Consider the following 13087-nt stretch of genomic DNA (forward strand, 5'->3'; position numbering starts at 1 on the left):
GCGGCGGGCACGGTGCCGGCCGCGGTCATCATCATCGGAAACGCACGGCCGAAGGCTTCGGCGGATTCGATCACCGCGCGGTAACCCGCAAGATTCGCCTGCGACGACAGCACGTCCATCACCTGCGCGCGGGTAATGCGCGGCATCAGCTCCATCGCGAACGCCGAGACGCCGGCATCGGCCAGCGCCTTCAGCGCGGGCTCATTGCCGTAGGGGTCCATGATCGCGATGACCAGTGCGCCCTTCTTGTATTTGGTAACTTCGGAAACTTCCGGACGCTTCACCTTGATGACGATGTCGGCATCCTTCACCGCATCGGCGCTGACGGCAGCACCGGCGGCTTCATAGTCCGCGTCCAAAAGACCGGACTTGATGCCCGCACCCGGCTCGATCGCGACATCGATGCCCAGCGCCTTGAACTTCTTCACGGTGTCCGGCGTCGCCGCAACGCGCGGCTCGGCTGCATCCACTTCCTTGGCTATCGCAATTTTCATGACGCCTCCCGCAGCCGTTCGGCCGCGCATGACTTAATCACCGGCCACACCGCCGGGACAACCGAATTCGATCAGGTGAGAAAGATCGCCATCAGGGCGAGGATGACGATGACGGAAATCGTCCCGTACTTCGTCATCACGAGAAACCCTTCGTAGGTTTGCTCGTGCGCCGGATAGTCCATGCCATCCGCCGTGGTGTAAGCAACTTCGTTATGGTCAGCCATCGATCCCCTCCAGCGCCACTCTAAATGTTGACGCGAATTAGCCCAATTGCGGGGCAAGGGCAACGGCTGCCTCCGCTTTGGACAGCCGATTAGAACCACCCGCATGCATGCCATGCAATGGCTCTCGCGGAAATTTCCGCGATGCGGAACAGGGGACCCCAATCTCTCCGGCAATTGCCGCAAAAAAGGGCGTCCTGCCTATCCCATCGCCTCCAGTTCGGCGATCAGGTTTTCAATCACCGACAATCCGCCATCCCAGAATTTCGGGTCCTTGGCGTCCAGCCCAAACGGTTGCAGCAACTCGGAATAATGCTTGGTGCCGCCGGCTGAGAGCATCGCGAGATAACGGTCGGCGAAACCCTCCGAGGCGTTCTCGTAGACCGCGTAGAGCGAGTTCACGAGGCAGTCACCGAACGCATAGGCGTAGACATAAAACGGCGAATGGATGAAGTGCGGGATGTACATCCAGTACGTCTCGTAGCCGGGCTTGATCTCGATCGCCGGACCAAGGCTTTCGCCCTGCACGCTCAGCCAGATCTCGCCGATCCGCTGCGCGGTCAATTCGCCGTTGCGGCGCTCGGTATGGATCGCGCGCTCGAACGAGTAGAACGCGATCTGGCGCACCACCGTGTTGATCATGTCCTCGACCTTGCCGGCGAGCAGCGCCTGGCGCTCCTTGGCATTTTTGGTCTGGGCCAGCAGCCGCTTGAAGGTCAGCATCTCGCCGAACACGCTGGCGGTCTCCGCCAGCGTCAGGGGCGTCGGCGCCATCAGCGCTCCATTTTTCGCGGCGAGCACCTGATGCACGCCATGACCAAGCTCGTGCGCGAGCGTCATCACGTCGCGCGGCTTGCCCTGATAGTTCATCAGCACGTAGGGATGCGCCGACGGCGTGGTCGGATGCGAGAAAGCGCCCGGCGCCTTGCCAGGTCGCACCGGCGCATCGATCCAGCGGTCGGTGAAAAAGCGCTCCGCGATGTTCGCCATCTGCGGCGAGAAGTCGCCATAGGCTTTCAGGATTGTGCTCTTCGCGTCGCTCCAGCCGATCTGGCTCTTCGCCGCGAACGGCAGCGGCGCGTTGCGGTCCCAGAACGGCAGCGACTTCTTTTTGAACCAGCGCGCCTTCATCTTGTAGTAACGGTGGGAGAGCCGCGGATAGGCGGCGCGTACCGATGCCACGAGCGCATCGACCACTTCGCGCTCAACGCGGTTGGCAAGATGGCGCGCGTCGGCGATGTCCTGAAAGCCGCGCCAGCGGTCGGAGATTTCCTTGTCCTTGGCGAGCGTGTTGGTGATCAGCGCGAAGGTGCGCTCGTTGGCCTTGAAGGTTTTCGCCAGCGCCTGCGCCGCCGCCTTACGCTTGGCGGGCGCACGATCCTGCAACAGCGTCAGCGTCGGCTCGATCGCCAGTTCCCTGCCACCGACCTTGAAGCGCAGCGCCGAGATGGTCTGGTCGAACTGCCTGTTCCAGGCTGCATAGCCGCTGACGGATTTCTCGTGGAACAGTTGCTCGACGCGATCCTCGAGCTGGTACGGCTTGTCCTTGCGCAGATCCTCGATCCATGGCCGGTAGTGATTAAGCGAGGGCACCGCCATCGCGCGTTCGATCACCTCGTCATCGACGCGGTTGAGTTCGAGCGCGAAGAACAGAAGATGCGTCGAGGCTGCAGTGATGCGCTCGGACACGTCGCCGTAGAACTTCGAGATCGCGGCATCGACGGTGTCGCCCGCATGCGCGAGCCCTGCGTATGACGCCAGCCGCCCGGCCAGATCATCGATCGCCTCGTAGCTCCTGATCGCCTCGGCCAGCCATTCGCCGCCTTCGGGCTTTGCAACCTGCTCGGCAATCTTGCCCCTGTAGGCAGCCTCGAACGCCACGCAGTCGGCATCGAGCTTGTCGAGATCGCGCGCCACCTCCGGCGCATCGATGGCCGGATAAAGGTCGGTCAAATTCCACTCGGGCAGCTTTCCCGCCTTGCCTGCCGCGCCGGATGCCTTTTTAGGAGACGGCTTTTTGGCGGAGGCTTTCGCCTTGGGCGCGGATTTGGGTTTTGCCGGAGATTTGCGGAGAGCCGATGTGCGCGAAGCCATATTTCAATCCGTGATGTTCAAGATCGTTCAGGACGCGTGACGATTGCAGCACTTGCCGGAGATGCCAACTCTTAAGAGGTCGTTAATCGGCATCGGCGAGAGTGCCCCGATTCGAGACATGTTGTTGAGATAGTCCAGAGTTGCGGGGAATGCCATGGCTGCCACCATCCTGATTGCCGACGACGATGCCGTACAGCGGCGCCTCGTCGAGAATATGGTGCAACGCTGCGGTTACGACGCCGTGACAGTCGATAGCGGCGATGCCGCCCTCGCCCATCTGATCGATCCCGATACGAAACCCGTCGATGCCATGGTGCTCGATCTCGTGATGCCCGGCCTCGACGGCATGGGCGTATTGGCGAAGATTCGCGATATCGGCCTCGATCTGCCGGTGATCGTGCAGACCGCCCATGGCGGCATCGACAACGTGGTGTCCGCGATGCGGGCCGGGGCGCACGATTTCGTGGTGAAGCCGGTCGGCATCGAGCGCCTGCAGGTGTCTTTGCGCAACGCCCTCAATGCCAGCGCGCTGAAAGGCGAATTGCAGCGCATCCGCCATCGCCGCGAGGGCAAACTCACCTTCGCCGACATCGTCACCCGCTCCGAGACGATGAACCACGTCATTTCGATGGGCAAGAAGGCCGCAGCCTCCACGATACCGGTGCTGATCGAAGGCGAATCCGGCGTCGGCAAGGAACTGATCGCCCGCGCCATCCACGGCTCCTCCGAGCGCAGCGCCAAGCCGTTCATCACCGTGAACTGCGGCGCGATCCCGGACAATCTGGTGGAGTCGTTGCTGTTCGGTCACGAGAAGGGCGCGTTCACCGGCGCCACCGAGCGGCACGCAGGCAAATTCGTCGAGGCCAATGGCGGCACGCTGTTCCTCGACGAGATCAGCGAACTGCCGCTGGCGGCGCAGGTGAAACTGCTGCGCGCCCTGCAGCAAGGCGAGGTCGAAGCGGTCGGCGGACGCAAACCCGTCAAGGTCGATGTACGGATCGTATCGGCGACCAACCGCAACCTGCTCAATCAGGTGAAGGCCGGCGCATTCCGCGAGGATCTGTTTTACCGGCTGCACGTTTTGCCGCTGACGATTCCGCCGCTGCGTACGCGCCGCGAGGACATCCCGCATCTGGTGCGTCACTTCATGACGCGCATCGCGGCCGAGGAAAACCGGCCGGTGACCAGCGTCAGCGGCGAAGCCATGGCGATGCTGGGACAACTGGCCTGGCCCGGCAACGTCCGCCAGCTTGAAAACGCGGTGTACCGCGCCGTGGTGATGAGCGACGGCGGCCAGCTCGGACCGGATGATTTTCCGCAGACCGGTGGAATGTTCCTGGCCCCGGTTTACGAGGCGGAGCCGGTGATCATGGACAGCCCGCCGTCCTCTCCAGCCGACACTATCGCAGGTGCCGAAATACCGATCGCTCCATCCCCCGCGCCAGCCGGATTCACGTCCGCTTACGGTACCCTGTCCATGCTCGGCGAGAACGGCGAAATGCGCGCTCTCGATGACATGGAGGCGGAAACCATCCGTTTCGCCATCGCCCACTATCGCGGCCAGATGTCCGAGGTCGCGCGGCGATTGAAGATCGGCCGCTCAACGCTGTACCGGAAACTGGACGAGGCCGCGGCCTCCGGCACGGAATCCGACCCTTCGCGCTGAAACGCGAATCACTGCGACATGGAACGCAGGCACGGCTTTTTCGTTACTCATATTCGAACCGTTGCGGCGCGGTGACAGACACAGGAAAAGCGCGCGGCAATGCGCGCAAGCCGTTGCAAGACATGCCGAATTGAAGTCACTTCCTGTGAGATGACTTCGAGTTGATCTGGCGGCGGCTGGCCGCTTCAAGCTGGCGCGTGTAGCGTTTCGTGCGTGTATGTTTCGCAGTGTTTTCAATGCGAAACTGCGTAGCAACCTCCGATCTGGCCGGCGCTTTTGCATCAGGCAGTGACGGAAACCATCATGAGCTGTTCCATGCCGGGGCAGTTTCACCCGACAGGGTGCGAGAATTGGGGTGCGAGAATGCGTGACTTTTCGACCGGCCACCGCAAGAGCCCTCAGGGCTTCGACCGGATTTTGATGGCCGTGGCCGCTACATTCCTCTCTGTCGCCGCGACCACCGCCAATGCGCAGTCTGGTCCCGCCAAGAGCCCCGCAGATCTCGCCATCGACGCGGCGGTCCCGCTTCCCGAGCCCGCCAACGTGCCGCCGCCGACGGTGAACGACTTCAAGCCCGACACCGCAGCCGCCGCTCCGGCCGCCGCCACGCCACCGAAGAAGGAAGAGGCTGCAGCGCCAGCCGCTGCACCGGCCACCACGGCAACTGTTCCTCCGGCTGCAACGGCGCCGACCGCAACGGCACCAACCGCGACTCCGCCCGCCGCAACAGCCGCAGCGCCTGCCGTCGAGTCTCCGAAGACCGAACCTGCCAAGACTGAACCCGCGAAGGCCGCTCCGGCCGTCGCCGCAGCCGATCAGCCGGTTGCCGACAAGCTGCGCGACCTGATCGCAGCCAAGGGCGCGCGCTACTTCGACCGCAAGAACGAACGCACCGCTGTCGAGAACTTCTACAAGGACCGCAACTACGCTCCGCTCTGGAGCGAAGCCGGTGCTGCGACCGCCCGCGCCAAGAGCGTGATCGCGCGCCTCAAGGACGCGAACAGTGACGGCCTGAACGCAGCCGATTACCCCACGCCGGATTTCGCCGCTGCGACCACCCCTGACGCACAGGCTGAGGCCGAACTGCGCCTGACCGAAAGCATGCTCGACTATGCGCGCCACGCGCAAAGCGGCCGCATGCACTACTCGCGCGTGAGCGCGGACATCTCGTACCCCGAGCATCCGGTCGATCCGGTCGAGGTCCTCATCAATGTATCGACGGCGCGCGACGCGTCGGCGGCTCTGGCGGGCTACAACCCGCCGCACAAGGGCTATCAGGCGCTGAAGGCGAAGCTCGCCGAACTGCGCGGCGTGACCGAGGACACCTCGAAGCACATCGCCGAAGGCGACGTGCTTAAGTTCGTCAAGCCGACCAAGAAGAATGCCAATCCGGTCGTTATGGAAGACGAACGCGTGCCGGCCTTGCGCGCCAAGCTTCACGTCGCCGAGAACGCTGCCGACAAGCGCTACGATGCGGCGGTCGCCGATGCTGTCCGCAAATTCCAGTCGAGCAACGACCTGAAGGCGACCGGCGTGCTCGACAACGCCACGGTGCGCGCGCTCAACGGCCCCAGGAACGACCGCAAGATCGACATCGTGCGCGTCAACATGGAGCGCTGGCGCTGGCTGCCGCGCGAACTCGGCGCGAAGGCGCTGGGCGACGCCTATGTGATCCTCAACATTCCCGACTATTCGCTCAAGCTGATGCAAGGCGACAAGCAGGTCTGGACCACGCGCGTCGTCGTCGGCAAGCCGGGCAAGCATGCGACCCCGGAACTGACCGAGACGATGAAGTTCATCACCGTCAATCCGACCTGGAACGTGCCGCCGTCGATCATCTACAACGAGTATCTGCCCGCACTGGCGCAGGACCCGACCGTGCTCGACCGCATGGGCCTGAAACTCGCGCGCGCCGCTGACGGCAGCATCCGCATCTCGCAGCCGCCGGGCGAAGCCAATGCGCTCGGCCGCATCCGCTTCAACTTCCCGAACAAGTTCCTGGTCTATCAGCACGACACGCCGGACAAGCACCTGTTCGCCAAGGAAGAGCGCGCCTTCAGCCACGGCTGCATGCGCGTGCAGAACCCCGACCAGTACGCGGCGAACCTGCTCAGCATCGTGCTGCCGAAGGACAACTACACGCCCGAGAAGATCAAGGGCATGTACGGCCGCAGCGAGGTCAACATCAACTTCCCGACGCCGATCCCGGTCAACATCGCCTATCAGACCGCGTTCGTGGACAGCGCCGGCAAGCTCGAATTCCGCAAGGATATCTACAGCCGCGATTCCAGGGTGCTTGCACTGCTCAAGGGCAGCGAAGGCCGCGACATGGAAACTGCGGTGTCTCACGCCCAGCCGAACTACGTCCGCCCGACCAACGTGCGCGTTCCCGGCGACAGCTTCGCCAGCAACAGCGGCATGGGCTTCTTCGAGCGCCTGTTCGGACCTCCGACCCCGCCGCCGGCTCCGGTGCGCCAGCGCCGGGTGGTTCGCTAGGGAACTTCGCGGGAACCGGCCCAAAAGCGCCGATTTTCCCCGATTTCCACAGTCTCAAGGGCTCCGCCGTCGGCGGGGCCCTTTTTCATTAACCATTGCCGACAAAGCATTCCGGGCCGGATCGGCCCGACGGCCCTTTTTTGCCATACTCCGGGGGGCATACTCCGGTCTTCACGGGCCTGTGACAGACTTGGGTCAGGCTCGGGGACTTGGGTTCGTAAAGACTTGGGATCGCTAAAGACTTGGGCAAGCTAAGACTTGGGAAGAACAAGACTTGGGAAGCTAACCAACGCGGCGCGGGGATTGGTAAATAACGCTTAACCCCCCTGCCTTAAGACCATGTTCATCCTCTCCCGTTGCGTGGGGTAGCGGGGGATCACCTAAACAAACTGACGGCTGACGGGATTCTGAGTGGCGGGCGGTTTTCCACGCAGCATTGGCTTTGAATGGCTTTCGCGCACCTCGGTGCGTGTCGGCCTCGCCTCGCTGCTGCTGATCGCGACCAACGCCCGCTCCGTCCATAACGCCACCGCCGACGGCGACACCCGCACCCTCTCCTTCCACCACACCCATTCCGGCGAAGACCTCACCGTCACCTTCAAGCGCCAGGGCCGTTACGACGAGGCCGCGCTGAAGAAGCTCAATCACTTCCTGCGCGACTGGCGCAGCCAGGATTCCACCACCATGGATCGCCGGCTGTTCGACATCGTCTGGGAGGTCTATCGCGACGTTGACGGCAAACAGCCGATCCAGATCATCTCCGCCTATCGCTCGCCAGCCACCAATTCCATGCTCCGCCGCCGCTCGTCCGGAGTGGCGCGCCACAGCCAGCATATGCAGGGCCAGGCGCTGGACTTCTTCATCCCCAGCGTGCCGCTCGAGCAGATTCGTTTCGCCGGACTTCGCCTGCAGCGCGGCGGCGTCGGTTTCTACCCCACCTCCGGATCGCCTTTCGTCCATCTCGACGTCGGCAGCATCCGTCACTGGCCGCGCATGACCCACGATCAGCTCGCGCGCGTCTTCCCGGACGGCCGCACGGTGCATGTGCCGTCCAACGGCCAGCCGCTGAAGGGTTACGAGCTGGCGCTCGCCGACATCGAACGCCGCGGCAATGGCGAGGACGTCGCAGCGCCATCGAAGTCGCGCACCTTCCTCGCCTCACTGTTCGGCCGCAAGCAGGCGGATGACGAGGAAGAAGCCGGCAATGACGCGGCACGCCGCAAGGTTGTTCCTGTCGCGCTGGCTGCCGCCGACAACGCCAAGGCCACCGTCACGGCCGCCGCCGAGAAACTTCTCGATCGCGTGCCGCTGCCGCGCGCGAAGCCCGCAGGCGCGGCGTCCTATCAGGTCGCTTCGGCTGATACCAAGACCGTTCCGCTGCCCAAGCCGCAAGCCGCACTCAAGCCGATTCCCGCCGACGAATACGCCCCGCAATCGCCCATCGACGTCATCAACGCCCGCGGCTTCTGGGATAACGAACCGGCGCCGAAGCCCGCGGCAGAGGCCCAGATCGCCGCCCTCAAGGCCCGCGGCGCCGTCGTCGCCGCCGATCCGCAATTCACCGCAAGCCTGCCGCAGAACGTCTCGCAGGCGCTCGCCTACGCGCCGGCGGAAGCTCCGCTGGATCGCGCCAAGGTCGTCGCGGCCAGCGCGCCGCTGCCGCGCAGCCCGCGCGTTGCACCGCTCGCTCCGAACCCCATGTCCGGCGCGGATATCAACGCTTCCGCTGCGACGATCGCCAAGGCACCGCAGGGCAAGATCGCGACTGCGACCCGGATCAAGCAGGCCTCCCAGACGAACGACATCTGGCTGCGTGCGATGATCCTTGCGCCAAGCGCCAGCACCTCGATGGTCGCTTCCGTTCTGGGCGATCAGGACATGACGGTGATGCGCACGCACTTCGTCAAGCCGAACGCAGCGGTGGCGATGACGTTCTCGAACGATCCGCAAATGGGCATCGTCTGCGAGAAGTTCACCGGCTCGGCGACCGCGACGCTATCGACGACCTCGTTCGCCATGCGCACCGCAGCGCTGCGGTAATACGGCGCGGCGCTTCAACGCTTTCCTCTTAAATCTGTCGCACGATTGCGCCCGTCATCGGGACCGCGCATTCTGTGCTCCATCAACCAACAACAAGTACCGGGAGAAATACCGTGTCCTTTGCCGAGATCGACTACAGGGTCACCGACCGCGTCGCCATCGTCACCCTCAGCCGTCCCGAGCAGCTCAATGCCTAGACTTCCGTGATGGGTCAGGAAGTCCGCAAGGCCATGGAGCAAGCCAAGGCCGACGACAATGTCCGCGTCATCGTGCTGACCGGTGCGGGCCGTGGCTTCTGCGCCGGCGCCGACATGAAGCGGCTATCCAGCATCAGCGCGGCCGGCGGTTTGACCGAAGTCGCCGATGTCCCCATCGACGCGAATTCACGCCCCGACTTCCAGCGCAAGAACACCTATTTCCCGGCTATTCCGAAACCGATCATCGCGGCGGTCAACGGCCCCTGCGCCGGCCTCGGCATGTGTTTCGCGCTGTTCTGCGACATGCGCTTCGCCGCGCAGGAGGCCGTGTTCACCACAGCGTTCGCGCGGCGCGGCCTGATCGCCGAGCACGGCATGAGCTGGACGTTGCCACGGCTGATCGGCCTGTCGGCCGCCACCGACCTGCTGATGTCGGGCCGGAAGGTGAACGCCGATGAAGCGCTGCGGCTGGGACTGGTCGACCGCGTCTATCCGGCGGCCGACCTGATGCCGTCGGTCATGGCCTACGCCAAGGACCTCGCCGAGCTGTCGTCGCCGCGGTCACTGCGCGTGATCAAGAAGCAGCTGTGGGAAACGCCGATGCAGACGCTCGACGAGGCGATGGACGTCGCCGACCACGAAATGGCGCTCAGTCTCAAGAGCGAGGACTTCAAGGAAGGCGTGAAACACTTCATTGAGAAGCGAGCGCCCGCTTTCACGGGACGATAGAACGCCTGTCGTCTTGTAGAGGGTGCGATTCCCCGGATCAGACCGGGGAATCCCGTCAGGATGTCAGCGTCCGTTGCCGGACGCGAACGCTCACAGCATTCCGAGCGCCTGCATGTAGGTTTCCAGGATGGTTTCCTGCTCCTGGCGCTCGTCAGCGTCCTGCTTGCGCATACGGATGATGGTGCGCAGCGCCTTCACATCGAAGCCGTTGCCCTTGGCTTCGCCATAGACATCCTTGATGTCGTCGCTGATGGTTTTCTTTTCTTCCTCGAGCCGCTCGATGCGCTCGATGATGGCCTTGAGCTGACCCTTCGCGAAGCTGTGCGCGGTGTCGTCGTCTTTCACGGCAGCCGAGGTGGTGGCCATCGGAGGTACTCCTGAACTTTAATGGGGCTTGATCAATGGGGTTGATCGCTGGCGTGCGCGGCACGTCATTCAAGTATCACACTCAAGAGAGAGGCCTGCCGCGTCAAGACGGAGTCACGGTCATCCACAGTGACCCACAGGCGAAAGAAAAGCCGGCGCCAATCGGGCCGATTTCACTTGCGTGTTTCAGTGGCCGGTGTGGTTTTTTTTCATCGCGGCGACCTGATCGGGCGTCGCCTCGGTCTGATGCTTCGCCTTCCAGGTTTCATACGGCATGCCGTACACCGCCTCGCGGCTCTCGTCCTTGCTGAGGGCCACGCCCTTGTCGTCGGCGGCATCCTTCAGCCAGTTGGAGAGACAATTGCGGCAGAAGCCCGCGAGGTTCATCAGGTCGATATTCTGCACGTCGGTTCGCTCGCGCAGATGCTCGACTAGGCGGCGAAAAACCGCCGCTTCCAATTCCGTCCGGGTCTTCTCATCGATCGCCATGGTCATTTATCCGCAATTTGAGGCCGGCTGGCTGTCCCGCCACCGGCCTCCTAACATGGGGCCGGGCCTCGTGATTTTAAGCCCCGCGTGACAGGTCTAATGATTTTTCCATATGGCGAGAAAAGCCAGCCATACCCGCGCCACCGCTCGGCAACGGGCCTAATAACGCTTGTGTGCGGTTTGGCGAAACCGCCAACCCGCCCTATACTGACCGGCACTGACCGGACATCGGATCTCCGCTTTTGCCGATCATGCTCAATGTGTTACGCGAAATCAACGAATGGTTGATAGTACCTGATTAGATGACAGCCACCATTTCCCGCCGCATGACGTTCCATCGTACGATCACCGCTGCCCTCACCGGGCTTGTCGCGCTGCTCGCACTGTGCGCGTGGAACGATCCGGCAGCCGCTGATTTCCGGCTTTGCAACAACACCTCGAGCCGGGTCGGCATCGCGCTCGGCTACAAGGACAATGAAGGCTGGGTCACCGAAGGCTGGTGGAACGTGTCGTCCCGCGCCTGCGAAACCCTGCTGCGTGGAACGCTTGTCGCACGATACTATTATATCTACGCCATCGACTATGACCGCGGCGGAGAGTGGTCGGGGCAAGCCTTCATGTGCTCACGCGACAAGGAATTCACCATCAAAGGCACTGAAGACTGTCTGGCGCGCGGCTTCGACCGCACCGGATATTTCGAGGTCGATACCGGCGAACAACGCGCCTGGACCGTCCAACTGACCGAATCCACCGAACAGAACCCGCGCTCGCCCGGCCTGCCCGGCATGCCGAATGCGCCGGGGGCTGCACAACCCGGCGCACTTCCCGGTGCAGCTCCTGGAAATCCTAAATGAGACGTCTGCGACGCATCAAGATCCTCGCCACCCTCGGGCCCGCCTCTTCAGACAGCGCATCGATCCGCAAGCTGTTCGAGGCCGGCGCCGACGTGTTCCGCATCAACATGAGCCATACCCCGCATGACAAGATGCGCGAGATGGTGGCGACGATCCGCAACGTGGAGAGCAGCTACGGGCGGCCGATCGGAATTCTGATCGATCTTCAGGGACCGAAGCTGCGGCTGGGAAATTTCGAGAACGGCTTTGTCGAACTCAACAACGGCGCGATGTTCACGCTCGACGCCGATCCGACGCCGGGCGACAAGACCCGCGTCCACCTGCCCCACCCTGAAATTCTCAAAGCCTTGCGCCCCGGCCATGCGCTGCTGATCGACGACGGCAAGCTGCGCCTGATCGCCGAGGAGACCTCGCCCGACCACGCGCTGGTGCGCGTCGTCACCGGCGGAAAAATGTCCGACCGCAAGGGCGTCAGCCTGCCCGACACGGACCTGCCGGTGTCGGCGATGACGCCGAAAGACCGCGCCGATCTCGAAGCCGCGCTTGAAACCGGCGTCGACTGGGTCGCGCTGTCGTTCGTGCAGCGCGCCGACGACGTGATCGAGGCGAAGAAGCTGGTGCGCGGCCGCGCCGCCGTGATGTCGAAGATCGAGAAGCCGCAGGCCATCGAGCGCCTCGCCGAAATCATGGAGGCGTCAGACGCATTGATGGTCGCGCGCGGCGATCTCGGCGTCGAACTGCCCGCCGAACGCGTGCCCGGACTTCAGAAGCAGATGACGCGCATGGCGCGCCGCGCCGGCAAGCCGGTGGTGGTCGCGACCCAGATGCTGGAATCGATGATCACATCGCCGGTGCCGACCCGCGCCGAAGTCTCTGACGTCGCCAATGCCGTGTTTGAGGGCGCCGACGCCATCATGCTGTCGGCGGAATCCGCCGCCGGCAAATTCCCGGTCGAAGCGGTGCTGACCATGAACCGCATCGGCGAGGAGTGCGAGCGCGATCCGACCTATCGCGGCGTCATCGCCGCGCAACGGCCCGATCCCGAAGCCACCGCAGGCGACGCCATTGCCGACGCGGCGCGGCAGATCGCCGAAACGCTCGATCTTTCCGCCATTATCTGCTGGACCAGTTCCGGTTCGACCGCGCTGCGGGTCGCGCGCGAACGGCCGAAGCCGCCGGTTGTCGCCATCACGCCGAACGTGAATACCGGCCGCAGACTGTCGCTGGTGTGGGGCGTGCATTGCGTGATCGCGGAAGACGCCCACGATCAGGACGACATGATCGACCGCGCGGCACGCATTTCATTCCGCGACGGTTTTGCGAAGGCTGGCCAGCGCGTCATTATCGTCGCCGGCGTACCGCTCGGCACGCCGGGCACGACCAACATGGTCCGCATCGCCTATGTCGGCCCCGAGCGCGACGCCGACATCTGAAGGCGAAA

At 63.6% G+C, this 13087-nt stretch carries 10 protein-coding genes and 1 pseudogene; 6 read left to right on the plus strand and 5 right to left on the minus strand.

Annotated elements, in window-relative coordinates:
* The 3 genes from HNQ36_RS13705 to HNQ36_RS13715 all read right to left on the minus strand — a co-directional run.
* Positions 1-494: Rossmann-fold NAD(P)-binding domain-containing protein (locus HNQ36_RS13705; protein ID WP_488225939.1), on the minus strand; the 494-nt coding region annotated here is incomplete at its 3' end.
* 71 nt (positions 495-565) lie between these two features.
* Positions 566-718, minus strand: a complete 153-nt coding sequence (locus HNQ36_RS13710; protein ID WP_046827662.1) for an aa3-type cytochrome c oxidase subunit IV — start codon at positions 716-718, stop codon at positions 566-568.
* Positions 719-916: 198 nt separating this feature from the next.
* Entirely contained in the window at positions 917-2809 is a 1893-nt protein-coding gene (locus HNQ36_RS13715) for a M3 family oligoendopeptidase (protein ID WP_184085986.1), read from the minus strand.
* A gap of 154 nt (positions 2810-2963) precedes the next feature.
* Here HNQ36_RS13715 and HNQ36_RS13720 point away from each other — a divergent pair, with 154 nt between their 5' ends.
* The 4 genes and pseudogenes from HNQ36_RS13720 to HNQ36_RS13735 all read left to right on the plus strand — a co-directional run bounded on the left by HNQ36_RS13720 (position 2964) and on the right by HNQ36_RS13735 (position 9937).
* Positions 2964-4475: a sigma-54-dependent transcriptional regulator gene (locus HNQ36_RS13720; RefSeq protein ID WP_184085988.1), complete on the plus strand. Its 1512-nt coding sequence runs from the start codon at positions 2964-2966 to the stop codon at positions 4473-4475.
* 363 nt (positions 4476-4838) lie between these two features.
* A complete protein-coding gene (locus HNQ36_RS13725; RefSeq protein ID WP_184085990.1) occupies positions 4839-6971 on the plus strand; it encodes a L,D-transpeptidase family protein in 2133 nt (710 codons plus the stop codon).
* 411 nt (positions 6972-7382) lie between these two features.
* Complete coding sequence (locus tag HNQ36_RS13730) at positions 7383-9011, plus strand: peptidoglycan L,D-endopeptidase MepK (protein ID WP_184085992.1); 1629 nt, start codon at positions 7383-7385, stop codon at positions 9009-9011.
* A 113-nt stretch (positions 9012-9124) separates the two neighbouring features.
* Positions 9125-9937, plus strand: a pseudogene (locus tag HNQ36_RS13735) (enoyl-CoA hydratase).
* Between the two features lie 90 nt (positions 9938-10027).
* Here HNQ36_RS13735 and HNQ36_RS13740 read toward each other — a convergent pair.
* A complete protein-coding gene (locus HNQ36_RS13740; protein ID WP_046827668.1) occupies positions 10028-10303 on the minus strand; it encodes a DUF2312 domain-containing protein in 276 nt (91 codons plus the stop codon).
* 186 nt (positions 10304-10489) lie between these two features.
* Positions 10490-10792: a DUF1244 domain-containing protein gene (locus HNQ36_RS13745; RefSeq protein ID WP_184085994.1), complete on the minus strand. Its 303-nt coding sequence runs from the start codon at positions 10790-10792 to the stop codon at positions 10490-10492.
* A 302-nt stretch (positions 10793-11094) separates the two neighbouring features.
* Here HNQ36_RS13745 and HNQ36_RS13750 point away from each other — a divergent pair, with 302 nt between their 5' ends.
* Together HNQ36_RS13750 and pyk are read left to right on the plus strand one after the other, a co-directional pair.
* Positions 11095-11646, plus strand: a complete 552-nt coding sequence (locus HNQ36_RS13750; protein WP_184085996.1) for a DUF1036 domain-containing protein — start codon at positions 11095-11097, stop codon at positions 11644-11646.
* On the plus strand, positions 11643-13079 hold the full coding sequence (gene pyk, locus HNQ36_RS13755) for a pyruvate kinase (protein ID WP_184085998.1): 1437 nt from the start codon (positions 11643-11645) through the stop codon (positions 13077-13079). The genes HNQ36_RS13750 and pyk overlap by 4 nt, the downstream gene beginning before the upstream one ends.
* The last annotated feature ends 8 nt before the right edge of the window (positions 13080-13087 follow it).

The sequence above is a fragment of the Afipia massiliensis genome (genome assembly GCF_014203115.1).
GTDB classification, from domain to species: Bacteria; Pseudomonadota; Alphaproteobacteria; order Rhizobiales; family Xanthobacteraceae; genus Afipia; species Afipia massiliensis.